The organism is Micromonospora echinospora, from assembly GCF_900091495.1.
Taxonomy (GTDB): Bacteria; Actinomycetota; Actinomycetes; order Mycobacteriales; family Micromonosporaceae; genus Micromonospora; species Micromonospora echinospora.
In genome coordinates this window covers 1,985,220-2,010,438 of sequence record NZ_LT607413.1, presented here as the reverse complement: position 1 = coordinate 2,010,438, position 25,219 = coordinate 1,985,220, and the positions used below count along the sequence as shown (strand labels likewise).

22 protein-coding genes and 1 pseudogene are annotated in these 25,219 nt (G+C 72.6%); 15 read left to right on the top strand and 8 right to left on the bottom strand.

All coding sequences use genetic code 11. The features are described from left to right. Positions 1 to 2: 2 nt before the first annotated feature. From GA0070618_RS09195 to GA0070618_RS09150, 10 genes are all read left to right on the top strand, one after another. Positions 3 to 527 (top strand): DUF2617 family protein, encoded by a 525-nt coding sequence (locus GA0070618_RS09195; RefSeq protein ID WP_088981267.1) that lies wholly within the window; start codon positions 3 to 5, stop codon positions 525 to 527. After that, the gene (locus GA0070618_RS09190; RefSeq protein WP_088981266.1) at positions 524 to 949 is read left to right on the top strand and encodes a DUF4247 domain-containing protein; all 426 of its coding nucleotides are present in this window, start codon (positions 524 to 526) and stop codon (positions 947 to 949) included. The genes GA0070618_RS09195 and GA0070618_RS09190 overlap by 4 nt, the downstream gene beginning before the upstream one ends. Before the next feature lie 132 nt (positions 950 to 1,081). Continuing rightward, positions 1,082 to 1,504, top strand: a complete 423-nt coding sequence (locus GA0070618_RS09185; protein ID WP_088981265.1) for a DUF350 domain-containing protein — start codon at positions 1,082 to 1,084, stop codon at positions 1,502 to 1,504. Beyond that, positions 1,504 to 2,268 carry a hypothetical protein gene (locus GA0070618_RS09180; protein WP_088981264.1) on the top strand — a complete coding sequence of 255 codons (765 nt, stop codon included), beginning with the start codon at positions 1,504 to 1,506 and terminating at the stop codon, positions 2,266 to 2,268. Before GA0070618_RS09185 ends, GA0070618_RS09180 begins: the two co-directional genes overlap by 1 nt. Beyond that, the gene (locus tag GA0070618_RS09175) at positions 2,265 to 3,833 is read left to right on the top strand and encodes a polyamine aminopropyltransferase (RefSeq protein ID WP_088981263.1); all 1,569 of its coding nucleotides are present in this window, start codon (positions 2,265 to 2,267) and stop codon (positions 3,831 to 3,833) included. The genes GA0070618_RS09180 and GA0070618_RS09175 overlap by 4 nt, the downstream gene beginning before the upstream one ends. 126 nt (positions 3,834 to 3,959) lie before the next feature. Beyond that, a complete protein-coding gene (locus GA0070618_RS09170; protein WP_088981262.1) occupies positions 3,960 to 4,823 on the top strand; it encodes a hypothetical protein in 864 nt (287 codons plus the stop codon). Between the two features lie 74 nt (positions 4,824 to 4,897). Beyond that, positions 4,898 to 5,506, top strand: coding sequence for a hypothetical protein (locus GA0070618_RS09165; RefSeq protein WP_088981261.1), 609 nt, complete (start codon positions 4,898 to 4,900; stop codon positions 5,504 to 5,506). 10 nt (positions 5,507 to 5,516) lie between these two features. Beyond that, entirely contained in the window at positions 5,517 to 6,341 is an 825-nt protein-coding gene (locus GA0070618_RS09160) for an SDR family NAD(P)-dependent oxidoreductase (protein ID WP_088981260.1), read from the top strand. Positions 6,342 to 6,506: 165 nt separating this feature from the next. Next, positions 6,507 to 7,046 carry an orotate phosphoribosyltransferase gene (gene pyrE / locus GA0070618_RS09155; RefSeq protein ID WP_088981259.1) on the top strand — a complete coding sequence of 180 codons (540 nt, stop codon included), beginning with the start codon at positions 6,507 to 6,509 and terminating at the stop codon, positions 7,044 to 7,046. 56 nt (positions 7,047 to 7,102) lie between these two features. Further along, positions 7,103 to 7,480 carry an ArsR/SmtB family transcription factor gene (locus tag GA0070618_RS09150; RefSeq protein ID WP_076468717.1) on the top strand — a complete coding sequence of 126 codons (378 nt, stop codon included), beginning with the start codon at positions 7,103 to 7,105 and terminating at the stop codon, positions 7,478 to 7,480. A 1,212-nt stretch (positions 7,481 to 8,692) separates the two neighbouring features. Here GA0070618_RS09150 and GA0070618_RS09145 read toward each other — a convergent pair. From GA0070618_RS09145 to GA0070618_RS09135, 3 genes and pseudogenes are all read right to left on the bottom strand, one after another. Continuing rightward, a pseudogene (locus GA0070618_RS09145) lies at positions 8,693 to 9,394 on the bottom strand (DedA family protein); the annotation flags it as partial. Between the two features lie 197 nt (positions 9,395 to 9,591). Continuing rightward, positions 9,592 to 11,154, bottom strand: coding sequence for an LPXTG cell wall anchor domain-containing protein (locus GA0070618_RS09140; protein WP_088981258.1), 1,563 nt, complete (start codon positions 11,152 to 11,154; stop codon positions 9,592 to 9,594). A 166-nt stretch (positions 11,155 to 11,320) separates the two neighbouring features. Further along, a complete protein-coding gene (locus GA0070618_RS09135; RefSeq protein ID WP_088981257.1) occupies positions 11,321 to 11,533 on the bottom strand; it encodes a hypothetical protein in 213 nt (70 codons plus the stop codon). A gap of 177 nt (positions 11,534 to 11,710) precedes the next feature. On the opposite strand from GA0070618_RS09135, the gene GA0070618_RS09130 reads away from it, so the two are divergent. After that, positions 11,711 to 12,082, top strand: coding sequence for a phage holin family protein (locus tag GA0070618_RS09130; protein WP_088981256.1), 372 nt, complete (start codon positions 11,711 to 11,713; stop codon positions 12,080 to 12,082). Between the two features lie 189 nt (positions 12,083 to 12,271). After that, a complete protein-coding gene (gene fbaA, locus GA0070618_RS09125) occupies positions 12,272 to 13,297 on the top strand; it encodes a class II fructose-bisphosphate aldolase (protein ID WP_088981255.1) in 1,026 nt (341 codons plus the stop codon). An 84-nt stretch (positions 13,298 to 13,381) separates the two neighbouring features. Here the strand turns inward: fbaA and GA0070618_RS09120 are convergent, their stop codons facing one another. Next, positions 13,382 to 14,599 carry an LOG family protein gene (locus GA0070618_RS09120; protein WP_088981254.1) on the bottom strand — a complete coding sequence of 406 codons (1,218 nt, stop codon included), beginning with the start codon at positions 14,597 to 14,599 and terminating at the stop codon, positions 13,382 to 13,384. Positions 14,600 to 14,849: 250 nt separating this feature from the next. Between GA0070618_RS09120 and GA0070618_RS09115 the strand changes: the two genes are divergently transcribed. Further along, positions 14,850 to 15,278, top strand: a complete 429-nt coding sequence (locus GA0070618_RS09115; RefSeq protein WP_088981253.1) for a DUF3151 domain-containing protein — start codon at positions 14,850 to 14,852, stop codon at positions 15,276 to 15,278. A 175-nt stretch (positions 15,279 to 15,453) separates the two neighbouring features. On the opposite strand, the gene GA0070618_RS09110 is transcribed toward GA0070618_RS09115, so the two are convergent. Next, entirely contained in the window at positions 15,454 to 17,421 is a 1,968-nt protein-coding gene (locus GA0070618_RS09110) for a MinD/ParA family ATP-binding protein (RefSeq protein ID WP_414467602.1), read from the bottom strand. 638 nt (positions 17,422 to 18,059) lie between these two features. Continuing rightward, positions 18,060 to 19,076 (bottom strand): diacylglycerol kinase family protein, encoded by a 1,017-nt coding sequence (locus GA0070618_RS09105; RefSeq protein ID WP_088981252.1) that lies wholly within the window; start codon positions 19,074 to 19,076, stop codon positions 18,060 to 18,062. Between the two features lie 125 nt (positions 19,077 to 19,201). Between GA0070618_RS09105 and GA0070618_RS09100 the strand changes: the two genes are divergently transcribed. Both GA0070618_RS09100 and purD read left to right on the top strand, forming a co-directional pair. Continuing rightward, on the top strand, positions 19,202 to 20,491 hold the full coding sequence (locus GA0070618_RS09100) for an adenylosuccinate synthase (RefSeq protein ID WP_088985396.1): 1,290 nt from the start codon (positions 19,202 to 19,204) through the stop codon (positions 20,489 to 20,491). A gap of 117 nt (positions 20,492 to 20,608) precedes the next feature. Next, positions 20,609 to 21,856: a phosphoribosylamine--glycine ligase gene (gene purD, locus GA0070618_RS09095; protein ID WP_088981251.1), complete on the top strand. Its 1,248-nt coding sequence runs from the start codon at positions 20,609 to 20,611 to the stop codon at positions 21,854 to 21,856. Between the two features lie 82 nt (positions 21,857 to 21,938). Here the strand turns inward: purD and GA0070618_RS09090 are convergent, their stop codons facing one another. Both GA0070618_RS09090 and GA0070618_RS09085 read right to left on the bottom strand, forming a co-directional pair. Beyond that, the gene (locus GA0070618_RS09090; protein ID WP_088981250.1) at positions 21,939 to 23,483 is read right to left on the bottom strand and encodes a N,N-dimethylformamidase beta subunit family domain-containing protein; all 1,545 of its coding nucleotides are present in this window, start codon (positions 23,481 to 23,483) and stop codon (positions 21,939 to 21,941) included. A 73-nt stretch (positions 23,484 to 23,556) separates the two neighbouring features. After that, complete coding sequence (locus GA0070618_RS09085; RefSeq protein ID WP_088981249.1) at positions 23,557 to 25,119, bottom strand: AMP-binding protein; 1,563 nt, start codon at positions 25,117 to 25,119, stop codon at positions 23,557 to 23,559. Between the last annotated feature and the right edge of the window lie 100 nt (positions 25,120 to 25,219).

Here is a 25,219-nt window from a genome sequence, read left to right as displayed (position 1 = left end):
ACATGCTGGTCAGCCTGGACGCGCCGTACGTCGACACCAGCGCCGCCGATCTCAGCCTGGCACTCGGCGGCCCGGAACTGCCCGCCCTGTACGTGCTCGACCTCGACCTGTCCGGCGGGCGGCGGATCCGGCTGCGCCTGCTCGGCGCGTCCCACCAGGTGCTCCTGGGCGGGTCCGCGCCGGACGGCGCGCCCGGTCCGGTGGTGCTGGCCGAGACGGTCGCCTGCCTGCCGGGGCGGCGACCGGACCTGCCGAGCGCGGTGCACCAACCCGCAGACGGCTACTCGTTCACCGCGACCGTGCTCCGGCCGGAGCCGGGCGGACTGAGCAGCCGGGTCGCCCGTCTCCGCGCCGACCTGGCCGACGACCCACGCGCCCTGGTCGGTGTCTTCCCCGGCGACCCGGACGCGGTGACCGCCCTGGCGGTCGCCCCCGACCCGGCGTCGGACACCGTCCGCTGGCGCACCTGGCACGCGTACCCCCAGACCAATGAGCTGGTCCTGACCAAAACGGTGGTGACACTGTGACGTATCGACGGTGGTTCGTGGTCGGCGCGGCGTTCGCCGTGATCGGCGCGCTGGTCGCCGCCTTCGCGATCTTCTACGGCAACTTCTCCCCCCGGGGCTACGTGGAGGACCGGTACACCCGGGCCACCGGCCAGGACATCGGCCGGGACGCGATCGCGTACACCTCCACCAAACGGCCGAGCCAGGTGGCGGACGAGGTGACCGACGCCTGGAAGCCGGCCGACCAGTACGTCGACGGCAGCGGCGTCTACCTGCGCTACGACGACGACTCGGTGGTCATCCTGCCGGTGGCGGCCGGGTCGGTGATCCTGCTCGAACGCCTCTCCACCGCCTACCCCCGCTACCACTCGACGGTGGGCAACAGCTGGGGCTGGGGTCGCGGCAGCACCGTCCGTGGCGGCGGCCCGGGCAGCGGCAAGTGACCCCGGCCCCGGGCCACGCGCCGCCCGGGTGACCATGACGCCGCCGGTGTGCTGGCGGCCCGCGATCCCACCGTCGTCGCCCCGGCAGCGGCGGTGACCGACGACAGAACCCCTCATCCTCGGAGTCCCACCGTGCAGACCCTCGTCACCGATCTGCTGGTCACCCTCGCCTACGGGGTGGTCGGCGTCGTCCTCATGGGCATCGGCTACGTCCTCGTCGACGTGGCCACCCCCGGCCGGCTCAACGAACTGATCTGGACACAGCGCAACCGGAACGCCGCGCTGCTGCTCGCCTCCAACCTGGCCGGCGTCGGCATCACCGTGGTCGCCGCCATCGTGGCCAGCGAGGACGACTTCGTCCTCGGCATCGTCGGCGCCGCCTCGTACGGGATCCTCGGCCTGGTCATCATGGCCGCCGCGTTCGTCCTGCTGGACGTGGCGACGCCCGGCAAGCTCGGCGAGATCCTGGTCGACCCGCAGCCGCACCCCGCCGTCTGGGTCAGCTCCGTCATCCACCTCGCCACCGGCGCGATCATCGCCGCCGCGATCAGCTGATGGCCGCTGCGACGCCCGCGAAGAAGGGGACCTCCACCGCGGCGGTCGTCTGGATCGTGGTGATCACCGTGGTGGCGGTCGGCGCCTGCGTGCTGCCGGCCGTCGTCAACGGGAACTCCGGCAGCGTCGTCCCTCCCCCCACCGCCACCGAGCGCACCGAGACCGTGGCGGTGCTCCAGCGTTCCGCCGAGGCACAGGACGTCTGCTACGGCTGGGTGCTGGAGGAGGGCAGCCGCACGATCAGCGTGGGATCCAACCTCGGCGAGGGCACCCCGGTCGACGACCCCCGGTGCCCCCGCTGGGTCCGGGTCGTGGCGAACGTGAACTGGACGCCGGAGAGCAGTGAGTCCAACGACTACGCCTTGATCGACGTCGAGGGGTCCGGGGACTTCGACCGCACCGACCTCTTCCTGGTCGAGAGTGGCCTGGAGCGGTTCGGCCTGGACGACAAGACCTTCATCGACGAACCCGGCTGGGCGACCACCCGGGCCGCGGTCGCCCTGCCGCTGCTGCTGGCCGAGCGGGGCCTGACCGATCCGGCCCCGGTCACCACCGCCGCCCCGGGGGCGGCCCCGTCGCCGTTGCCGGACACCAGCTTCGACCTGTGGCGGGACCGCTGGGGCTACTTCGCCGCCGTCGCCGGCCTGCTGCTGATCACCGCGCTCCTGTTCACCGTCGGCTTCGTGCAGCGCCGCAAGGAGCGGCGGACGGCTGCGGAGGCCATGGCGGCCACGGGCGCCCGGCACCACCGGAAGAGGCCGTGAGCACCGAGGCACCGGAACGGCCGCGCTGGCGACTGGCCCGCGCGGCCGTCCTGGTCGCGGTCTTCGTCTGCGCGGCCTGCGGTCTGGTGTACGAGCTGGCCCTGGTCGCGCTGGGCAGTTACCTGATCGGCGACACCGTCGGTCAGGCGTCCATCGTGCTCGGCGTGATGGTGTTCGCGATGGGCGTGGGCGCGCTCGCCGCGAAGCCGCTCCAGTCCCGGGCTGCCGCCGCGTTCGCCCTGGTCGAGCTGGTCCTGGCGCTGCTCGGCGGGCTCTCGGTGCTCGGCCTCTACGCGGCCTTCGCCTGGCTGGACCTGTACGGTCCGGCCCTGGTCGGCACCGCGTTCGTGCTCGGGCTGCTGATCGGCGCGGAGATCCCGCTACTGATGGTGCTGCTGCAACGGATCCGGGAGCAGTCCGCCGGCAGCGCGGTGGCCGACCTGTTCGCCGCCGACTACGTCGGCGCGCTACTCGGCGGGCTCGCCTTCCCGTTCCTGTTGATCCCGGTCTTCGGGCAGCTCAAGGGGGCGCTCGTGGTCGGCGCGGTGAACGCCGTCGCCGGGGTGGCCCTGGTGGTCACCGTCTTCCGGCGGGAGTTGAGCCGCCGGGCGTACGTCGCGGTCACCGCCGGGTCGGTCGTGGTCGCGCTCTGCCTCTCCTACGCCTGGATCACCGCCCGGGACTTCGAACTGACCGCCCGGCAGCAGCTCTACCGGGACCCGGTGGTGCACGCCGAGCGCAGCCGCTACCAGGAGATCGTGCTGACCCGGTCGGTGACCGAGGTCGGCCGCGAGAGCACTGACCTGCGCTTGTACCTGAACGGCGACCTCCAGTTCAGCTCCGTCGACGAGCACCGCTACCACGAGGCGCTGGTGCATCCCGCGCTGGACGGTCCACGCGGCGAGGTCCTGGTGCTCGGCGCCGGGGACGGGCTGGCCGTCCGGGAACTGCTGCGCTACCCGGACGTACGTCGGGTGACCGTGGTCGACCTGGACCCGGCCGTGGTGGCGCTGGCCCGTACCGAGCCGCAGCTGCGCCGGCTCAACGACGACGCCTTCACGGACCCCCGGGTACGCGTGGTGCACGCCGACGCGTTCGGCTGGCTGCGGACCGCCGGGGACCGCTTCGACGTGGTGGTGGCGGACCTGCCCGACCCGGACGAGACGGCCACCGCGAAGCTCTACACCGTCGAGTTCTACTCGCTGGTGCGCTCGGTGCTCGTCGACACGGGTCGGCTGGTGGTGCAGTCCGGCTCGCCGTACTTCGCGCCCCGGTCGTACTGGTCGATCGAGGCGTCGGTACGGGCGGCCGGCTTCGCCACCCGGCCGTACCACGTGGACGTGCCGTCGTTCGGTGACTGGGGTTTCGTGCTGGCCGCCCCCGGCCCGAACCCGCCCCCGCTGGAGTTGCCCGACGACGCGCCGTCGCTGCGCTTCCTGGACGCCGGCACGCTCGCCGCGGCCGGGAACTTCCCCGCTGACCGACGCCGGGTCGACGTGCCCGCCTCGACCCTGCTCGATCCGAAGGTGCTGGAGTACGCCCGCGTGGAGTGGCGCGGCTACTGACCGGATTGGCGGCGTGCGCGACTGGGTACGGCACGTCGAGCGTCGCCCGGCGGGTCCGTCCCGTCCGTCCCGTACGGCTGGCGGAATGCCGTTACGGTGTGGTGGCGATCCAAGGGAAGGAGAGTCGTGGCCGAAACCCACAGCACCCCGGCCCGGGTGCGCCCGGGCAGCGTGACGATATCCAGCTACCTGCTGATCCTGGTGGCCGTCATCCAGGTGATCAACCTGATCCTCACCCTCGCCACCCTCGGCGACACCCGCCGGGTGCTGGAGGACGCGTACCGCGACAGCTCGGTCAACGGGATGGACGCGGTCGCCGACTTCGCCACGGTGGTCGCCGTCGGCGCGGGCATCGTCACCCTGCTCCTGGCGGTGGGGCTGGTGGTGCTGGCCGTGCTCAACAACCGGGGGAAGAACGGCGCCCGGATCACCACCTGGGTGGTCGGCGGGATCCTGCTCTGCTGCAGCGGCGGCACCCTGCTCAGCGGCGCGGCCGGCTCGGTCAGCGGTCCGGTCGGCGGTTCCAGCGCCGACATGCCGAGCCAGGAGGAGATCGCGCGCCGGCTGGAGGACGCCCTGCCGTCCTGGTACTACCCGGTCAGCAACCTGGTCAACGTGGTCGCGGTGCTCGCGCTGATCGCAGCCCTGGTGCTGCTGGCCCTGCCCGCGTCGAACCAGTTCTTCCGCAAGCAGCAGCCGGCCTGGGAGCCCCCGGTCCCCGGCGCCTACCCCGGCTACCCGTCGTCGGGGACGCCGGGCTACCCGCCTGCCCCGGGTTACCCGGGTCAGACCCCCTCGGGCCAGCCGGGCTACCCGTCGACCCCGGGCCACCCCGGTCAGACCCCGTCCGGCGAGCCGGGTTATCCGCCCGCCCCGGGCTACTCTCCGCCCTCCGGCACCGGCCAGCCGGAGCAGCCGCCGGCCGGCGGATCCGATGGCCCCTCCGGCGACCACAACCCACCGGGTGAACGGCCGCCGTCGGCGAGCTGACCGCCGATAAGCGGGACGTACGACGATCCCTCCGAGTAGGTTGCAACGCGACGCCTACCCGGAGGGATCGTCTCGTGTCGGAACAGCCACCTCGACGACCGCCCGTGGTCGGGTTCGCCGCCGGGCTGCTCGTCACCATGGCGACCGTCGGGCTCGCGTACGCGGTCGCCGGTCTGTTGACCGTGGACGGCACCGTCGCGCGGTTCCGTTCCGCCACCATGGACGCCCCCGACCGGGGTGCGGTCGACGGTGTGGTGACGCTGGTGCGGACGACCACGGTGCTGACCGCGGTGCTCGCGGTGGCGGTCGGGGCGCTGCTCGTCGCGCTCGCCCTCGGCCTGCTCGCCGGGCGTGCCGGGACGCGGGTGGCGACCTGGGTCGTCTGCGGGCTCGGCCTGCTCGCTGGCGGCGGTGCGCTGGCCCTCGTGGTCGCGCAGCGGTTCACCCCGTTCCGGCTGGACGCTGACGAACGCACCGCCGCCGTGCTGCTGAACGCTCTCACCGAGGCCTATCCGAACGGCTGGGTCCCGCTCAACGCGGGGCTTTCGATCGGTCAGGTGCTCGGTTACCTTGTGGTAGCCATGCTGCTGGCCCTGCCGTCGGTGAACGCCTACCACCGGCAACGGCCGGCTTCCCGGCCCGCGCCACGACAGTCTGCCGCCCACCCCGTCCCGCCCAGGTGAGGATCCGCCCGTGCCCGCGACGCCCGACCCGGTTGCCCCCGGCCGCACCGACCCCCTCGCGGTGGTCACCGGGGCGACAGCCGGCATCGGTGCGGCGTTCGCCCGGCGGCTGGCCCGGGACGGGTACGACCTCGTCCTGGTCGCTCGGGACGCGACCCGACTCAGCGGGTTCGCCACCGAGCTGACCGAGCGACACGGCCGGTCGGTGGAGACCCTGCCGGCCGATCTCTCCACCGAGGACGGCTGTGTCGCCGTGGAGCGGCGACTCACCGAGGGCCGCCCGGTCGACCTGCTGGTCAACAATGCCGGGATCGCGCTCACCCGGTCCTTCCTGCGGACCACCGTCGAGGACGAGGCCCGACTGCTGCGGCTGAACGTCTCCTCGGTGATGCGGCTGACCCACGCGGTGCTGCCGACCATGACCGAGCGACGCGCGGGCGCAGTGATTAATGTCTCTTCCGTCGCGGGGTTCGGTGCGCTCGAGGCCGGCTCGACCTACTCCGCCACGAAGGCGTGGGTGACCAACTTCAGCGAGTCGGTGGGGCAGGCCGCGCGGCCCTACGGCGTACGGGTGATGGCCCTCTGTCCGGGTTTCACCCGCACCGAGTTCCACCAGCGGGCCGGCATCAACACCTCGTCGATGCCCGGCTGGATCTGGCTCGACGCCGACGCGGTCATCGACGAAGGCCTACGCGACCTGCGAAAAGGTCGACTGGTGAGCGTGCCCGACTGGAAGTACAAGCTCGCGGTGGTGGCGTTGCGACACACCCCGCAGCGACTGCTGCACCGGCTCACCCGGAGCACCAAGGTCCTCGTCGGACGCGGCGGTCGCTGACCGGAGGCGACCCGGGCGGACCAGGCGCGATCCCCCGGCGGTCACCCGGAACCGCAAGGCCGTCGCACAGAGTAAGTGAACATCGCCACTCGTCGTCGCCCGCAGGGCTGACCGAGGGTGGACCCGAGCCACGGCTCCCAGACTTGAGCAGTACCCTTGTGCGCCATGGGGGACCGCGACGACCTGCGTAAATTCATCTCCGACCTGGCCGTGGTCCATGGGCGGGTGGTGCTCTCCTCGGGACGCGAGGCGGATTGGTACGTCGATCTGCGTCGCGTCACGCTCCATCACCAGGCCGCTCCGCTGGTGGGGCGCGTCCTGCTGGATCTCACCGCCGACTGGGAGTTCGACGCGGTTGGTGGCCTGACCCTGGGCGCCGACCCGGTCGCTCTGTCGATGCTGCACGCCGCAGCGGCGAGGGAACGACCGCTCGACGCCTTCGTCGTGCGCAAGGAAGGTAAGGCGCACGGGCTGCAACGCCGCATCGAAGGGCCTGAAGTATCCGGGCGTCGGGTATTGGCGGTGGAAGATACCTCAACGACCGGTGGGAGTGTACTCACCGCAGTTGAAGCGTTACGTGAGGCGGGGGCTGAGGTCGTCGGAGTAGCGGTTATTGTTGATCGAGGCGCCGGTGACGCCGTGCAAGCAGCCGGACTGGCCTACCGGGCGGCCTATACGTTGGCTGACCTCGGCCTTGTGGCCTAAAAGTTTGCCGATTCGGATTGCGGATATGCAGGCGTTTCGATGCTGCTGGTGGAAGGATGGAAAACGTGGGAACTGCGTTGGCTGAAATGACTATGCCTCAGATCTCGCCGCTTGCCGGCGAGCCGATCGAACGTGCCGATGCCGAGCGGCTGGCGGGGGTCCTCAAGGCCCTCGCCGACCCCGCGCGGCTGCGGCTGCTCAGCCTGATCCAGTCGGCTCCCGAGGGCGAGGCGTGCGTCTGCGACCTGACCGCGCCCCTCGGCCTCTCGCAGCCGACGGTCAGCCACCACCTGCGTATCCTCACCGAGGCCGGCTTGCTGGAGCGGGAGAAGCGCGGCGTGTGGGCGTACTACCGGCTGGTGCCGACCGCGATCGCCACGATCGCCGACCTGCTGACCCCGCCCCGTAAGCGCGCCACCAAGAAGGCTCGCTGACCCGTCCCGGTCGTCTGGTGTCGCTCCTGAGGGGGAGGCACCAGGCAGCTGGGAGGGTTCGACCGGTGCGGTACCGACCGGCCGTCGGAACCCGGCGGCCGTTGTCGGAATGCCCGCCGCCGGTCGGGACGGTCCCCGGCCACCTGTGACGAACGGGTGTGCCCGACGGGCCGATGTCCCGACCGGCTCGCGGTCTGATTCCGTGCGCCGTCGCGGATGATCCCCGAGCGGCGTCCGTGCGCCGTGCGCGGTGTCCCCGTGCGCGGCGCACGATGTTTTTGTGCGCAGTGTGCGGTGTTCCCGTGTGCGGTGCGGTGTTTTCGTGCGCAGTGCGCGGTGTTCCTGCGGCGGTGCGGTGTTCCCGTGCGCGGTGCGCACCGACCGGCGGCAACGGGTCCGGAGTTCAGGGCGTCGTCCAGGCAGGTGGTGCGGACCCACTTCGACCGTGACCCGGCAGCCACCGGAGAGGGCCCGGCGGACCGGGCCCCGCACCGGTGGCCGCTCCCGGTGCCGGCCCACCGGTGCGGCCCGACTCCGGGAACGGCCGGTACGGCGCGCTCAGTGGCGACCGTACTGCTGACCGCCGTGGTGAGGCTGGCCGCCGTAGGGCGGCGGTGCCGGCCGCTCCTCGTAGGGCTGCCCGTGGCCCTGGTGCTGCTCGTCGCGGTAGGGCTGTTCGCCACCGTAGGGCTGACCGGTCCACCGGGCCTGCTCGCCGCCGTAGGGCTGGCGGGTCTGCTCGTCGCCGTAGGGCTGGCGGGTCTGCTCGTCGGCGTAGGACCGGGCGGCGTCGTACGCCTGCGGACTCCCGCCGTATCCCGGCTGCCCGCCCCCGTACGGTTGCTGCGCGCCGTAACCGGGTCGGGGGTTGTCGTATCCGGACTGCGGGCCACCGTGGTACTGCCCCGGTCCGCCGTGCGGCGTGTCGCCGTAGGACTGCTCACCGCCACCCTGGTACGGCTGCTCGCTCTGGTACTGCCCGCCCCGGTACGGCTCGCCGCCCGGGTGCGGCTGGCCCCCGTAGGGCTGCGGGTCCTCCCGGTACGGCTGCCCGCTGTACTGCTGCTGGCCGCCTCCGTAGACCTGGCCGCCCCGGTGCTGCTGCGTGCCGCCGTAGACCTGACCGCCACCCGGCTGGGACCGGTCACCGTACGGCTGCCCGCCCTCGGCCGGGTACGACTGTCCGCCGTACGGCGACTGCTGCTGGTCCGCGTAGTGCTCGCGGGTCTCCTGGATGGCCTCCTCGGCGGCGGCCTTCTCCTCCGGGGTGGTGCCCCGCTTCGCCGCCATCCGCGCGCGGAGCAACTCGATGACGATCGGGACCACCGAGAGCACCACGATGCCGATCAGGATCATCTCGATGTTCGCCTTGACGAACGGGATCTGCCCGAGGAAGTAGCCGAGCACGGTGACCCCGGTGCCCCAGAGGATGCCGCCGACCACGTTGTAGATCACGAAGGTGCGGTAGTCCATCCGGCTGACCCCGGCCACGATCGGGGTGAAGGTCCGCACGATCGGCACGAACCGGGCCAGCACGATCGAGCGGGCGCCGTACTTCTCGAAGAACTCGTGTGCCTTGAGGACGTTCTCCTGCTTGAACAGCTTGGAGTTGGGCCGACGGAACAGCGCCGGTCCGACCTTGCGCCCGAAGGCGTAGCCGACCTGGTCACCGGCGATCGCCGAGAGGGTGATCAACAGGCAGACCAGCCACAGTGGGTAGGTGATGTACTTGCCGTCGGCGGTGAGCAGGCCGGCGGTGAACAGCAGCGAGTCGCCCGGCAGGAAGAACCCGATCAACAGGCCGGACTCGGCGAAGACGATGGCCAGGATGCCGAGCAACCCGAACGTCGAAATCAACCACTCCGGGTCGAGCCATTCCGGCCCCAGGGCCAGGGTGGTGGTGGGCGTCGGCACGAGGTGACCTCCGGGATCTGCCAGTCGGGGGTGGCGACACGCCACCGGCTACGGCCCCGTCAGTCTAGGTCTCCCCCGGCCGCCCCCGGTGCTTGACGTCACAGCGCCCGGAGTGTGGTCCGGTTCGGACCCGGGACGACGGTGCCCCGCCGACCCGGTCGGGGTCGGCGGGGCACCGGTGGTCGGCCGCGCGGAGGTCAGGCCACGAAACGGGTCCGCCGCCGACGGGCCAGCACCAGGCCGACCACGCCAGCCACGAGCAGCAAACCGCTGGCGGCGAGGACCAGGCTGGTCCGGGCGCCGGTGATGGGCAGGCTGCCGTCGTCCTCCCCGCCACCCGCGCCGCCGCCGGCCGTGGTCGCGTTCACCAGGAGCGCGGCGATGTCGTTGGCAGGCTTCAGGTCGTCGTTGAAACCGCCGTCGCACTGGCACGAGACGTTGGCCTCGACGACGCCCTTGGCGTTCGCGACGACCTTGTCGATCCGCAGCGTGAACTCGACGAGCTCCTCCTCGCCGGCCTTGCTGAGCGACGTCGGGAAGCAGAGGTACTCGCGACCACCGGGCTCGCCGGGTTCACCCCGGTCGTCGCCCTTCACCGGTGCACAGAACTCCGACGCGGCGACCACCGTCGTGCCGGTCGGAACGACCACCTTGACGTAGGTCACCGACGACCCGGAGCGGGTGTAGTCCAGCGTCGCCGGGCCGTTGTTGCGGAAACCGACGGAAGCGCGGACCTCTTCCCCGGCCGCGCCGGTCACCTTGTCCCCGACCGCGGCCAGGTCGGTGCCGTTGGTGCCGGTGACCTTCACCTGGTAGCTGGCCCAGTTGTTGGTGGGGTCGGTGTCGGCCTGGGCGCCCCGGACCCGACCGGCCTCGCCGGCCAGGGGCAGGACGCCGCCGGTGCCCGGCTTGCCGGGGGAGACGCCGACGTTCTTGAGGTACCCGGCGAAGTCCTCGTACTCCGCGCTGGTCATCCAGACCGCGTCAGCGTAGCTGCGACCCGGGGCGTAGGTGTCCGCGCCGAGCACGAAACCGAGCGAGGCCCGGTAACGGGTGCCGGGGGTGAGCGCCTCGTCGAAGTGACAGGTGCGCAGTTCGTCGCCTTCGTAGGTGCAGTTGCTGTACTTCTCGGCGGCGCGGAACGCGTAGTCACCGTAGAAGACGGCGGTGCTGCCCTGCACGGTGGTCGTACCGGCGTTGCGGACGGCCAGCGGCAGGCTGAACTTCCCACCCGGGGCTACGGACACCTGGGTCTCGTCGCCGGCGGCGAGGTCGACCCCCTCGCCGACCCGGATCTTCGACTCCCGCTTCACCGGCTCCAGGCCCGCTGCGGTGAGCGTCATCCGCAGGGTGCCGGTGTCACCGGTCTCGGCCTCGTCGGTCGGCGCGACGACCACGGGGAAATTCCCGCCGATGCCCCAGTCCTCCAGTCCGATCTCGAACGGTGTGGTGCACAGCAGCACGGAGGGCTCGGGCTTCGTGCAGTAGCCGAAGTCGTCCTCCTCCTGGACCGTGACCTTGCCGGCCAGGTCGGAGAAGTCGTAGCGCATAGTGACCTCGTGCAGCACCACCGGCTCGGAGGCGAACATGGTGGGGCTCTCGACCTTGCCGGAGGTGCCGGCGGCGACGGTCAGGTCCGCGAAGTAGTAGTCGACCTCGATGTCGGTCGGGGCCGCCGAGGTGGGTACGGCGCTGGTCGCGACGAACGCGCCCACGACGCCGAGCCCGGCGAGCAGTCGCCGGGTGCTCGGGTTGAGCATGAAGGGTTTCCTCCCGTGAATGACCGGTGGAGCCTGTGGAGCGTAGATGGCCACCGGTCACGGGGAGGCGTCCCCGACGCAGATCGAACCGAACGGATGAAGGAGACCGCCGCAACGTTCGGGGGTCAGTCGGGCCCGGACGGACCCCGGGTCGTCGACCCGGTACTCAGCGGTAGTCGTCCTCGTCGACCGTGACGACCCGCGCCTGCTCCACCGCGTCCCAGTCGGCGACCTCGAGACCCCGGTGCGGTTCGGTGTCACCGTCGTCCGGGACGACCGTCGTCGCCTGCTCCACGGCGTCCGCAGGAGGGGCCTCGGGGTCCCGCTCGTCCGGGGTGAGGTGGTCGCCGGGGGCGAACTCCTCGTCGGGCTGACCCATCGTCCCTCCTTCACGTCGGCCGGCACTCCTTGAGGAACACCGTACGGGCTGACAGTCCTGCCCACCGGCGAGCTAAGTCAAACCGCCCGCCGGTGATCCGCGTCGCGGTCGCGCGCGGCCCCGGGCGAGTCGACGGATTGGTCCACTACGGGACCCTCCCGGTGTCAGGATGGGACCGTGGGCTTCCTGATCCGCCTCGTCACCAGCGCGGTGGCGCTCTGGGTCGCCACCCTGATCGTGCCCGGCGTCGAGGTGAGCGGCCGGTCCGGTCTGCACAGCGCGCTGACCCTGCTCGTGGTGGCGCTGATCTTCGGCGTGGTCAACGCGGTGCTCAAGCCGGTCATCCAGGTCGTCGGTTGCGTGTTCTACCTGCTGACGCTGGGTCTGTTCGCGCTGGTCGTCAACGCTCTGCTCTTCCTGTTGACGGACTGGATCGCCGCCGGGCTCGACCTGCCGTTCCGGGTGGACGGTTTCTGGCCGGCCTTCTGGGGGGCGATCGTGGTGGCGGTGGTGAGCTGGCTGATCAGCGTCGTCGTCCGGGATCCGTGACCCGCGCCCGGGTGCGGTGCGGCCCCGCCGACCCGGGGTCGTCGGGGCCGGCGATCCGGGCGCTCTCCGGGTCGGTTGTGTCCGCACCGGGCGACTACGGGATACTTCCTGCGGAGGACAGCGCGGTCTCGCAGCCATGGAAGACAGTCGGCCGGCACGGCCGAGAGCGGTAGTTAAGGAGCGTTTGACATGCCCATCGCTTCCCCTGAGGTCTACGCGGAGATGCTGGACCGTGCCAAGGCCGGCCGGTACGCGTACCCCGCCATCAACGTCACGTCCTCGCAGACCCTCAACGCCGCGCTGAAGGGCTTCGCCGACGCGGAGAGCGACGGCATCATCCAGGTCTCGACCGGAGGCGCCGAGTACCTCTCCGGCCCGACCGTCAAGGACATGGTCACCGGTGCCGCCGCGTTCGCCGCGTACGCCCGCGAGGTGGCCAAGAACTACCCGGTCAACATCGCCCTGCACACCGACCACTGCCCCCAGGAGAAGCTGGACAAGTTCGTCCGGCCGCTGATGGCCATCTCCAAGGAGCGGGTGGCCCGGGGCGAGGATCCGCTGTTCCAGTCGCACATGTGGGACGGTTCGGCCGTGCCGGTCGCGGAGAACCTGGAGATCGCCGAGCAGCTCCTCACCGAGGCCGCCCAGGGCAAGATCGTCCTGGAGATCGAGGTGGGCGTGGTCGGCGGCGAGGAGGACGGCGTCGAGAACGCCATCAACGACAAGCTCTACACCACCGTCGAGGACGGTCTGGCCATGGTCGAGGCGCTCGGCCTCGGCGAGAAGGGCCGCTACATGGCGGCGCTGACCTTCGGCAACGTGCACGGCGTCTACAAGCCGGGCAACGTCAAGCTCCGTCCCGAGGTGCTGAAGAACATCCAGGAGGCGGTCGGCGCCAAGTACGGCAAAGAGAAGCCGCTCAGCCTGGTGTTCCACGGTGGCTCCGGCTCGCTGCTCTCGGAGATCCGCGAGGCGCTCGACTACGGCGTGGTCAAGATGAACATCGACACCGACACGCAGTACACCTTCACCCGCCCGGTCGCCGACCACATGTTCCGCAACTACGACGGCGTCCTCAAGGTCGACGGCGAGGTCGGCAACAAGAAGCTGTACGACCCGCGGGTCTGGGGCAAGGCCGCCGAGGCCGGCATGGCCGCCCGGGTCGTCGAGGCCTGCGAGCACCTCCGCTCGACGGGCACCACGCTCGCCAAGTAGCCGCACCGGGCTCGCCCCGCGTCTGTTGGTAGCAGGGGTCCCTTGTTACTCGTTTTCGAGTAACAAGGGACCCCTGCTCGCACCTCAGGCGGGAGCGCCGATCAGGGCGCGGGCCGCCTCGGCGACGTCGTCGGTGAGGTGGATCGTGCCGGAGAGGTCCCCGAACGGCGACGCCGCCAGCAGCGGACGCAGCAACGACTCCACCGGCAGCTCCCGGGTCCAGTACTCCCGGTCCAGGAAGACGTACGCCCCGCTGGCCCCGTCGGTGCCGTAGAACGTCTTCGTCGCCGCCTGGAAGACCTCCTGCACGGTGCCGGCCCGCCCCGGCGCGAAGACGATCCCGCCCCGCGCGAGCCGCAGGATGGTGTCCTCCCGGATCGCGTTCGAGAAGTACTTCGCGATCTTCCCGGCGAAGAGGTTCGCCGGCTCGTGCCCGTAGAGCCAGGTGGGGATGGCCAACCCGCCGGTGCGGGCCCAGTCCAGGCTGGACAGTTCCCCCGGCGAGCAGGGCAGACCCTCGGTCGGGGCGTACCGCGCTCGCACGTCCAGGGCCACTGCGGTGTACCGGTCGTGGTCGGTGAAGTCCGGCGCGGTGGCGAGCAGGTCGATCGCCGTCGCCAACGTCTCCGCCGGGTGGGAGGACAGGTACGCGCCGAGGTTCGCCGCCTCCATCACCCCCGGGCCACCACCGGTGACGATCAGCCGGTCGGCCCGCGCCAGCTCCCAGCCGAGCATCGCCGCCATCCGGTACGGCACGCTGCCCCGCGCCACCGCGTGCCCGCCCATGACGCCCACCACCGACTGCGGCCCGTGCGTGGCGAGCCAGGCCCGGGTGGCATCGGCCAGCGCGTTGTCCACGCCGTGGTCGTGCAGCCGCTGGCCGAGTGCCTCCTTCACGTCCGGCAGCGCGCCGCCGTGCGCGCGGAAGTGCTCGTACACCCGGGTGTCGTACATCGTGGCGAAGCCGCCCTCGGCGAAGCCGGCAGCCAGCTCCTCCGGGGTGTAGAGGTGCGACGGCTGGGTCGGATAGGGCAGCCCGGAGAAGGGCGGCACCACGTTGGCACCCCGTCGGACCAGGTCGGCGCCGACCTCGCGGGAGGCGAACCGACAGCCGACGAAGAGCGTCCCGGCGACGTCCGTGCCGGTCAGATCGGGTACGGGATCCAGGTCGAGGCGGAGCCCCTGCACGGTCAGTCCGGCCAGGCTGCCGGTGACGAGTCGCCGGTCGAAGGCGGTGCGGGTCTCGATCTCGTCGGGGGCGGTGTGCGGCTCGATGACGTCCGCGGGGGGTGGGGTCGGCACGGGATCATCCTGCCCAGCCCGGTCAACCGGTCAAACCAACCGCTGTCGCCGCCCGCCCGGCGGGAGCCCGGCGACCAGGGTCACCGGGCTCCCGTGAAACCGGTTCCTGGGGAGGCTCCGGAACATCATTTGTAGTCGAGGTGAACAGTGGTCGACATGGGCCACAGGCGTGGCCGGGGCTCAGCCGTTCAGCCGACGACCTGGCCGGACCCGCTCGCGGCCCGGCCGACGAAGCGGGTTGAATGAGACGATGCAGAACCTCTTGCCTGAGCCACCGGCCACCCTCCTGCCCGTCAACGACGAGGCCGAGGCAACGCTGGCCACCGCCTACGAGGCGGACACCGACGAGGCGTACGCCGAGGTGGCGGCCCGCTTCCCGACCTTCAGCGCGGGCTGGGCCGTGCTGGCCACCCGGGCACTCGCGCAGGGCCAGGTCGTTCCGGCGTACGCGTTCGCGCGGACCGGCTACCACCGGGGCCTGGACCAGCTCCGTCGCAACGGCTGGCGCGGGCACGGTCCGGTGCCGTGGTCGCACGAGCCGAACCGCGGTTTCCTCCGTTGCCTGTACGTGCTCTCCCGGGCGGCCGACGAGATCGGCGAGGCGGACGAGGCCGCTCGCTGTGCCCAGTTCCTCCGCGACTGCGACCCGGCTGCCGGCGACGCCCTCGCCAGCGACTGACGTGGTAGCAGGGGTCCCCTGTTACCGCTTTTTGAGTAGCAGGGGGCCCCTGCAGGCACCCAACCCGGCACCCCGCGCACCCCGCGCACCCCGCGCACCCCGCGCACCCCGCGCACCCCGAGCACCCCGAGCGCGCTCCGGGCGCCTCGGGCGGGGTGCGCGGGGTGCCGGTCGCTCAGAGCCCTTCGGCGACCGAGGCGGCGATCTTCAACCAGGCGTCCCGGGTCGCCGAGGAAAGCTGGCCGTACCGGATCGGCTCGCCGGTGTCGATCAACCGCTCGTACGGCGCGAGCAGCACCGCCCTGGTCCGGGCCGCGAAGTGTTCCTGGATCGCGGGCAGGTCGATCTCCTTCCGGGACGGCGGCATCGACACCACCGTCACCGCCTGCCGGACCAGTCGCTGCCGTCCGCTCTGCTCCAGGTGGTCGAGCATCCGCGCGGCGGTCTCCGCCGAGTCGTTCCGGGCGGACATCGTGACCACCAGTTGGTCGGTCGCGTCCATCGCGGCCTGCCAGTTCTGTGCCCGGACGTTGTTCCCGGTGTCCACGAAGATCAGCTTGTAGAACCGGCTCACCACGTCCCGGATCTCGGCGAACGCCGAGGCGGTCAGCATCTCGCCGCCGGTCGCCGACTCGTCCGAGGCCAGGACGTCGAACATCCCCTCGCCCTGGGACCGTACGTACTGCGACAGGTCGCCGACCCGCCCGTGCGCGCCCTGGAACTGGGCGAGGTCCCGCAGCATGTCCCGGACCGTCCGGGCGTGGAAGTCCTGCTGGGCACGCATTCCCAGGGTCCCCTGGGTCTCGTTGTTGTCCCAGGCCAGGACGTAGCCACCGCGCTTCTGGCCGAAGGTCATGGCGAGCAGCAGGATCGCCACCGTCTTGCCGGCACCGCCCTTCGGGTTGACCACCGTCACCTGACGGAGGCCGCCGAAGTTGCGGCGGACCATCTCGATGTCGTGCTTGACCTCCTGCTCGTGCCGCCCGGGTGGAAGCTTGACCAGACCCAGGGTCGTACGGTTCAGCACGGCCCGTACGCCCATGGTCGCCACCGGGTCGGCGGGGCGGGCCTGCCGCCGCCGGGCGAAGTCCTCGGCGGTCGGCGTCGCGCCGTCCGACCAGAGCGGCTCCGAGTAGCTCGCGGGTGGCGTCGGTACCCGGGGCGGGGCGGGCTCCGCCGTCAGCCCGTCCGGCTGGGCGGGAGCCGGATGGTGCTGGCCGGCCGGTGGGCCCGATGCTGCCGGACCCGGGGCGGCGGCGGTGGCCCAACCGCCGCTCACCGGCCAGCCGGGCGGCGTGGCCGCCGGTAGCGGTGCCCAGCCGGACGGGGGTGGGCCGTCGGCTGGCGCGAAGGTGGGGTCACCGTTGCCCGCGTACGCCCCGCCCGGCGGGCCGACCTGCCCGTTCGTCCAGGTCGCGTCGCCCGGCTCGGCCGGCTGCTCACCGACGTGGTACGCCCCACCGTGGAACTGGTGCACATGAGGCGGCAGGTTCGGCGGCTCGGGTCCGAATCTGGTGGCGGGTCCGCCTGCGCCCGCTGGCCTGTCCGCTGGTCCGCCGCCTAGGCCTGCTGGTCCGCCTGGGCCCGCTGGTCCGCCGGCTGGCCCGGCTGCGTCCGCTGGTCCGCTGGCTGGTCCGGCTGGTCCGGCTGCGCTGGCTGGTCCGGACCGGTCCATCGGCGCGATGCGGTCGGCCGGAACCCCGGTGCCCGCCGGTGCTGCCTCCGCTGTCGGCACTGCGTCGTCAGCCGGCAGGTCGGCGTGCGGCCGAGAGTCACCGACCGGCGGCGGAGCGGTGGTGCCCGGCGCCGGGCCAGCGGTCGGCGCAGTGCCAGCCGCGTCCGCGAGGCCGGCCGGCGTCGGGTCGGCTGTCGCGCTGCCGGCGTCGGCCGGCGGCACGTCGGCTGGCCTGGCCGGGTGGCTGCCGGGCGGCAGCGGACCACCGCTCACCGGGGGTGCCGGCAACGGGTACCAGCCGGGGATGCTGCCGCCGTCGGCCTGCTGTTGACGGGGCACCGGCGGCTGGTCGGCATCGACCGGCGCGTGGTGCGACCGTTGCGGCGGGTACGCCCACGGCGAGTCCGCCTGCGGTCGTGGCCCGGCCGCCGGGCGGGCCGGGTCGGGGCGTCCGCCGCCGAGCGCCACTCCACCGCCCGAGCCGTCGCGCGCCGGATCGCCGGCTGCCGCCGCACCGCCCGGACGGCCGGTCGACGCGCCACGCGTGGGGGTGCCGTCGGCACGGCCGGGCGGAGCGCCGTCCGTGCCGTGGGTGGGGGTGGTGTCCGCGCGGCTGGGCGGAGCGCCGTCCGTGGCGTCGACCGGGATGCGGGCGACCGGAGCGCCCTCCGCTGCTGCGCCGTTCGGGCCGCTGTCGGGCGGGGCCGCGCCGAGCGGGGTCCCGGTCGACGGAGGCGCCGGGTGCCAGCCGGGATGTCCGTCCGGCGCCCACACCGTCGGATCGTCCGCTGTCGCGGCATCGCCGGTCGTCGGAGGTGTCACCCGGGACGCCGGTCGTGGCACCGATCCACCGGCCGCCGGGATCGGGGCAGCCGGACTTTCCGTCGGCGTCCATTGCCGGGCGGGAGTCCGGCTCTCCGGGGCCTTCTCGGGCCGGGCCGGATCCGGCGGCCAAAGCGGTTCGATGTCCCGTTCGGGGACCGGTCCCCCCTGCTGGCCCGGCAGACGGACCCGGTCGGCGTTCTCGTGCACCACGGTTCCTCCCCCTGTCCCCTCGTGCCGAGGATAGGCCCTGGAAGTCGCCCATCCGGTGCGGAACAGGGCGGTCAGGCCGTGTAGACCGCCCACGCTCCCGGTTCGGTCCACCAGGATCGCTTCCGGTTCAGCTCGCCCTCGACGCCGTCGTCGAGGTACGGCACCCGTTCGTCCCGGGGCACGACGGCAACCGCCCGGCCCCGGGCCCGGCGTACCTCGAACCGGACCCGCTTCCTGCCTAACCGGGTCCGGGCCACCACGGGAACGGCCACCGCCACCTCGACCACGCCGTCGGTCGGGTCCGGGTCGGTGAGCAGGGGGAGGCCGTCGAGTCGCGCGTACCCACCGGCGTTGCCGATCGCGCAGGCCAGCAGGGGATCGTCCCCGGAGGTGAGGATGGCGTCGTCGACCTCCACCCGTCCCCGCCAGTAGAGCGGCCGTCCGGCCTCGTCCGAGGCGCCCAGCAGCGCCCCGTCCAGGGTCACCGAGCCGCCGTCGTTGCGCAGCAGGTCGAGGCGGCGCACCGGACCGTCGAGCACCGCGGCGGCCACCGCAGCCGGGTCCCGGGGCAGCCCGAGTCGCGCCGCGAGGTCACGCTGTGTCGTGGCCCGCGCCGGATCGAGCGGCAGGACGCCGATCGGGGGCAGGTCCGGCACCGTACGGTTGCCGGCCAGGTCGGCGGGGCGACGGCTGGGCGGTGGGGCGTACCGGCGGACGAGTCGGCGCACGACGGCGCGCAACTGGGCGTCACTGGCGGTGGCGACGACCAGTCGGGTCTTGGAGTCCGGGTCGGGCCAGGTGAGGCCGTCGGGCCGGGCCGGGGCGTCGAGCCGGGCCAGCACCTCGTCGATCTCGGCGTCCGATCGGGCGGTGACCGCCTCCGTCCGGGCACCCCGTTCGGTCAGCGCGTCCACGCAGGCCAGTACCGGTACGCGCGGTGTGTCGCAGCGTTCGGCGGCTTCCGGCGCGCAGTGTTCGGCCGGTTCGGTACCGGTCTTCCCGTCGGCTCCGCAGCAGCCGCCACCGCTACCGCACGTTCCGGCGGCGTCGCGCTCCGAGCCGAGGGTGAGCAGTACCACGTCGTACACGGGAGAGGGCCTCCTGCCTCGTCACGCAGCCCCTGCCGGCTGCGCCTCCACCACTTGTTAGCCTGACACCTCGGGCTCGCCACGCGGTCGCCACCTGGCACCCGAGCCCCCTGGAGGCGGTGAAGATGCCAGCGATCGTGCTCCTCGGTGCTCAGTGGGGCGACGAGGGCAAGGGCAAGGTTACCGACCTGCTGGGCGAGCGGGTCGACTACGTCGTGCGCTACTCGGGCGGCAACAACGCCGGCCACACGGTGATCACGCCCGACGGCCAGAAGTACGCCCTGCACCTGATGCCTTCCGGCGCGCTCTCGCCCAGTGCGATGATCGTCATCGGCAACGGCGTGGTGGTCGACCCGAAGGTGCTGCTCGGTGAGATCGACGGCCTGGCCGAGCGGGGTGTCGACGTCTCCCGGCTGCGGATCTCCGGCGACGCGCACCTGATCATGCCGCACCACCGGGCGCTGGACCGGGTGGTCGAGCGGTACCTCGGCTCGTCCCGGATCGGCACCACCGGTCGGGGCATCGGCCCGGCGTACGGCGACAAGGTCGCCCGGATGGGCATCCGTCTCCAGGACCTGCTCGACCCGGGCATCCTGCGCAAGAAGCTCGAACTGGCGCTGCGCGAGAAGAACCAGATCCTGTTCAAGGTCTACAACCGCAAGGCGATCGACGTCGAGGCCACCGTCGAGGAGTACCTCGCGTACGCCGAGCGGCTGCGGCCGTACATCGCCGAGACCCGGGTGATGCTCTGGGACGCCCTGGACCGGGGCGAGACGGTGCTGCTGGAGGGTGCCCAGGCCACCATGCTGGACATGGACCACGGCACGTACCCCTTCGTGACCTCGTCGAACCCGACGGCCGGCGGGGCGTGTGTCGGGGCCGGTATCCCGCCCACCGCCATCAACAAGGTGATCGCGGTGAGCAAGGCGTACACCACCCGGGTCGGCTCCGGCCCGTTCCCCACCGAACTCTTCGACGACAACGGCCAGCACCTGCGCAAGGTCGGCCACGAGTACGGCACCACGACCGGTCGGGAACGTCGGTGCGGTTGGTTCGACGCGGTGGTCGCCCGGTACGCCTGCCGGCTCAACGGGGTCACCGACCTGGTCGTCACCAAGCTGGACGTGCTCACCGGCCTGCCGAAGGTGCCGATCTGCGTCGGGTACGAGATCAACGGCAAGCGGTTCGACGACATGCCGATGACGCAGACCGAATTCCACCACGCGACTCCGGTCTACGAGGAGCTCGACGGCTGGTGGGAGGACATCACCAAGGCCCGGACCGAGGACGAGCTGCCGGAGAACGCCCGCCGCTACATCGCCCGCATCGAGGAGATCTGCGGCACCCGGGTCAGCGTGGTCGGTGTCGGTCCCGGTCGCGAGGAGAACGTCCACCGCCACCCCCTGCTTCCCTGATCCCCTCCCCGCCGCCTCCCCTCGTCGATCAGGAAGTGGCGGCACCGGACGAGCCGATCCGGACGCGAACTTCTTGATCAACTAGAGCGGGCGGCGGGATGGGTAGGATCGGGGCCCGTGCGGGTACTTCTTGTGGGATCAGGTGGACGGGAACACGCGCTGGCGCTCGGGCTGGCGGCTGATCCGTCCGTCGAACGACTGATCGCGGCACCGGGTAATCCGGGGATCGCGGGTGTGGCGGAGCTTCGGCAGGTCGACACCGCGGATCCGGCGGCGGTGGCCGGGTTGGCCGTCGAGGAGGGCGTCGACCTGGTGGTGATCGGGCCGGAGGCGCCCCTCGTCGCCGGGGTCGCCGACGCGGTCCGCGCCAAGGGCGTCGCCTGCTTCGGGCCGTCCGCCGAGGCCGCCCGGCTGGAGGGGTCGAAGGCGTTCGCCAAGGACGTGATGATCGCCGCCGGGGTGCCGACCGCCCGCGCCTACACCTGCACCGACGAGGCGGGCACCGCCCGCGCGCTGGACGAGTTCGGCGCGCCGTACGTGGTCAAGAACGACGGGCTGGCCGCCGGCAAGGGCGTGGTGGTCACCGACGACCGGGCCGCCGCGCTGGCCCACGCCGCCGAGTGCGGGCGGGTGGTGGTCGAGGAGTACCTCGCCGGCCCCGAGGTGTCCCTCTTCGTGGTGACCGACGGCGAGGCGGCGGTGCCGCTGCTGCCGGCGCAGGACTTCAAGCGGGTCGGTGACGGCGACGCCGGCCCGAACACCGGCGGCATGGGGGCGTACGCGCCGCTGCCGTGGGCTCCGCCCGGCCTGGTCGAGCAGGTGATGCGGGAGGTGGTGCACCCGACCCTGGCGGAGATGCGCCGCCGGGGCACCCCGTTCGCCGGGCTGCTCTACGTCGGCCTGGCGATCACCGCCGCCGGCCCCCGCGTGATCGAGTTCAACGCCCGGTTCGGCGACCCGGAGACCCAGGTCGTGCTCGCCCTGCTGGAGTCGCCGCTCGGCGGGCTGCTGCACGCGGCGGCCACCGGCACGCTCGCCGCGCACCCGCCGCTGCACTGGCGTGACGGTGCCGCGGTGACCGTGGTGCTGGCCGCCGCCAACTACCCCGGCACGCCCCGCACCGGCGACGTGATCACCGGTGCGGAACGACCGGGCGTCATCCACGCCGGCACGCGGCGGGCCGCCGACGGCGCGTTGCTCTCCGCCGGGGGCCGGGTCCTCTGCGGTACGGCCACCGGCCCGGACCTCGCCGCCGCCCGGGACGCGGCGTACGCGCTGGTCGCCGGGGTGGAACTGCCCGGCTCGCACCACCGGAGCGACATCGCCGACGCGGCGGTACGCGGCGAGGTGCGCCTGCCGAGCTGAGGCCGGGACGACGCGGCCGGGGACGGCTGACCGGGGCTGGGGACGGCTGACCGGGGCCGGGGCGGACCGCCCTCCGGCCGGGTCAGCTGCGGATAATGCGGTCCAGCAGGTTGGCGGTGGCCCGCTCCACCCGTTCGTCCCGGTGTCCGTTCCGGTGCAGGGCCATCGTCCAGAAGAGCGTCCCGGCGGCGAAGACCACGCCGCCCCGGGGCGTCTCGTACAGGTGGGTCTTCTGTACCCGCTGCTGCCGGTACCGGTTCGGGTAGGAGGCGGTGCCGAGGGTGACCCCGGTGACCCCGGCGGGACGCGGGTTCCCCGACACGGTGCCGTCGGCCTCCCCACCGACCAGACCGGGGATGCGGTCCCCGTCGGCCACGCCGCAGCCGGCCCAGAACCAGTGCTCCGCGGCGGCGACCACCAGCGGCTGCGGGGTCGCCACGATGCCGTTGTACTGGATGCCGAGCAGGCGCTGTTCGGCGTCGCTGCCGTCCGGGGCGACCGACCGCCAGTGGGTCGTCGCGCCGGCCGCGTCCGCGCCCGGATCCGGTGACGTCTTGTAACAGGTGACCAGCCGCTCGGGTCGCCCGTCGGCGGACGGGCCCAGCCGGATGTGCCAGTAGACGCTGTTCGCGGCGAGGAAGGCCAGGCTGGTCCCGGCCGCCACCGCGCGTTCCGCCGCGATCCGCATCGCCCTCGACCAGTATTCGTCGTGGCCGCAGAACACCAGACCCCGGTGCCGGGCCGGGGCGAGCCGACCGCTGTGCAGGTCCTCGGTGGTGGCGTACGTCAGGTCGTAGCCCCGCTTCTCCGCCCAGCGGACGAAGTCGTGGTCGCGGTCCAGGTGCTTGGGCCAGCCCTCGCCCGCGTACGGGCGGTCGTACGAGACGTCGAAGGACCGCCGTTCGTAGTCGAGCACCCCGTGCCGATAGCCGTAGTAGAGGCTCCGCCCGACGGTGCCGTCCATCGGCCACTGGTTGTACGCCTGGTACGTGGTGAACGGCACCACCACGCAGAGCGCGGCGGCCCGGCGGTCGTCGCGTACCACGAACGGGGTGTATCCCCGCCAGCCCTCGGCCGAGGTGAAGATCGCCTGGTAGAGCCCGGACGTCCAGTCGTCGGGGATGCGCAGCGTCCAGGAGACCGGCCAGCGGCAGGCCAGCGCCCCGGTCTCCGGGTGGGGCACGGGCAGCGGCTGCGGCCCGCCGGTCAGCTCGGGGCTGGTCAGCAGTTCCCGGGCACCCGCCCCGCCGTACCAGCCGAGCCGGACGACCGTGATCCGGTACGGTCCGGCCGGGTCGACCGCGACATGGAAGTCGATGGTCTCGCCGTGGGCGACGCTGGTCGCCGAGGCGTACCCCTGGATCTGCCGACGGCGGTCGTCGACACCCGGCCGCCGGCCGTCGGTGGGCGGCCAGGTGATGCCGGGCGCCTGGTTCTCCCGGACGACCGGGACAGGGCCGGTGGGCGCGGCGGCCCGGGTGGAGCCGATGGAGTTCCGGTCGGAGCCGAGCCGCCCCGCGACGACCCGCCGGTCGTCGGACGCCGTGGGCCAGAAGGCGCCTGCGGTCGCTGCGGACGCACCGAGGGCGAGCAGGCCGAGGGCACGACGGCGACGAACTCCTGCCATGGCGGCTCCTGGACGTTCCCGGACGGGGGAGAAGGCGACCGAAAATACCACTGTGGACGGAATGCGCTGACGGTCAGTCGAGAAGACGACGGAGTTCCCTGGTCACGACCTTGCCGGTGGCGTTCCGGGGCAGGGCCGCGACGAACGTCACGTCCCGGGGGACGGAGAATCGGGCGAGGTGGTGGCGGACGTACTCGCGTACCGCCTCCGGGTCGAGGGTCTCGCCGGGGTGCAGGCTGACGAAGGCGGCGAGACGCTGCCCGTACCCGTCGTCGGGGACGCCGATCACCGCGACCTCGCGTACCTGGGGGAGACGGGCGAGCAGGTCCTCCACCTCGGACGGAAAGACGTTCTCCCCACCCGAGACGATCATGTCGTCGGCCCGGCCGTCGACGAAGAGCCGCCCGTCGGTGTCGAGCCGCCCCAGGTCACCGGTGTCGAGCAGGCCGTCGTGGCGCTCGCGTCCGGCACCGGAGGTGTACCCGTCGAAGAGCATCTCGTTGCCGACGAGGATCCGCCCGACCCGACCCGGCGGCACCGGCCGCCCGGCCTCGTCGACGACCGCCACCCGCGTGCCGTGCGGCGGGCGGCCCGCCGTGGTCGGGTGGGCACGCAGGTCGGCGGGGGTGGCGATGGAGGCCCAGGAGACCTCGGTGGAGCCGTACAGGTTGTAGAGGACGTCGCCGTAGCTGTCCATGAAGGCGCCGGACACCGCGCCGGGCAGCGCCGACCCGCTCACCGCCACCACCCGCAGCGGTGGGCGGGGCTGGGGCGGCGGCACCTCCAGCAGCCGTTGCAGCATCACCGGTACGGCGAACAGCGCATCGCAACGCTGTGCGGCGAGGGCGTCCACCATCGTGGCCGGGTCGAACCGACGGTGCAGCACGATGGTGGCGCGTAGCGCGAAGGACACCTGGAGGGCGGCGTACCCCCAGGTGTGGAAGAGCGGCGCGGCGATCAGGACGCGGTCGTGGACCCGCAGCGGGATCCGGTCGATGATCGACACCAGTGGCCCGAAGCCGTTCGGGGTGGGCCGCCGGGCGCCCTTCGGCGTGCCGGTGGTGCCGGAGGTCAGCACGATGGTCCGACCGCCCCGGGCCGGTGGGACGAGGGTGCCCGACGTCGCCCCGGCGACCAGGTCGGCGTGCCCCCGCTCGTCGATCCGCTGCACCCCGGCGGGAAGGCCGAGGCTCCGGTCGGCGAACTCGTCGTCGTGCACGAGCACGCGTAACCGCTGCTCCTCGGCGACGGTGACCAGTTGACCGGCGGAGAGCCCGGTGTTGACCAGGACGGCATCCGCGCCGAGCAGGGTGGTCGCCACCATCGTCTCGATCAGTCCGGCATGGTTGCGGCAGAGCACGCCCACCCGGTCGCCACCGCGCACCCCGAACCCCGACCGCAGCCCCCGGGCCAGCCGCTCGGAGCGGTCGAGCAGGGTTGCGTAGCTGGTGCCGGTGCCGTGCTCGTCGACGACCGCGATCCGGCGCGGGTCCCGGGCGGCGGCCTGGCGTAGCTCGCCGGCGAGGCTGAAACCCCACCGGCGCAGCGCGTTGAGCTGGGCGGCGACCCGGACCGGCGCGCCGGGGGCGAGCAGCCCCCGCCGGGCCAGCGTGGCGATGACGAACGGCAGACCCATCCCGGCTCCTTCCCCGCGCTGCTCCGCTCCGCCCCCGCTGCCCCGTTCCGTCCCCGCTGCTACGCCGCGTTCCGGCTGGGGTGGTAGCAGGGGACCCCTG

Bases quoted from the DNA above. Each gene is read 5' to 3' on its own strand.
- pyrE (WP_088981259.1), top strand. From the start codon at position 6,507: ATGGGGGACCGCGACGACCTGCGTAAATTCATCTCCGACCTGGCCGTG.
- GA0070618_RS09115 (WP_088981253.1), top strand. From the start codon at position 14,850: ATGCAGAACCTCTTGCCTGAGCCACCGGCCACCCTCCTGCCCGTCAAC.
- GA0070618_RS09100 (WP_088985396.1), top strand. From the start codon at position 19,202: ATGCCAGCGATCGTGCTCCTCGGTGCTCAGTGGGGCGACGAGGGCAAG.
- fbaA (WP_088981255.1), top strand. From the start codon at position 12,272: ATGCCCATCGCTTCCCCTGAGGTCTACGCGGAGATGCTGGACCGTGCC.
- GA0070618_RS09195 (WP_088981267.1), top strand. From the start codon at position 3: ATGCTGGTCAGCCTGGACGCGCCGTACGTCGACACCAGCGCCGCCGAT.
- GA0070618_RS09085 (WP_088981249.1), bottom strand. From the start codon at position 25,119: ATGGGTCTGCCGTTCGTCATCGCCACGCTGGCCCGGCGGGGGCTGCTC.
- GA0070618_RS09090 (WP_088981250.1), bottom strand. From the start codon at position 23,483: ATGGCAGGAGTTCGTCGCCGTCGTGCCCTCGGCCTGCTCGCCCTCGGT.
- GA0070618_RS09150 (WP_076468717.1), top strand. From the start codon at position 7,103: ATGGAAAACGTGGGAACTGCGTTGGCTGAAATGACTATGCCTCAGATC.
- GA0070618_RS09135 (WP_088981257.1), bottom strand. From the start codon at position 11,533: ATGGGTCAGCCCGACGAGGAGTTCGCCCCCGGCGACCACCTCACCCCG.
- GA0070618_RS09180 (WP_088981264.1), top strand. From the start codon at position 1,504: ATGGCCGCTGCGACGCCCGCGAAGAAGGGGACCTCCACCGCGGCGGTC.
- GA0070618_RS09140 (WP_088981258.1), bottom strand. From the start codon at position 11,154: ATGCTCAACCCGAGCACCCGGCGACTGCTCGCCGGGCTCGGCGTCGTG.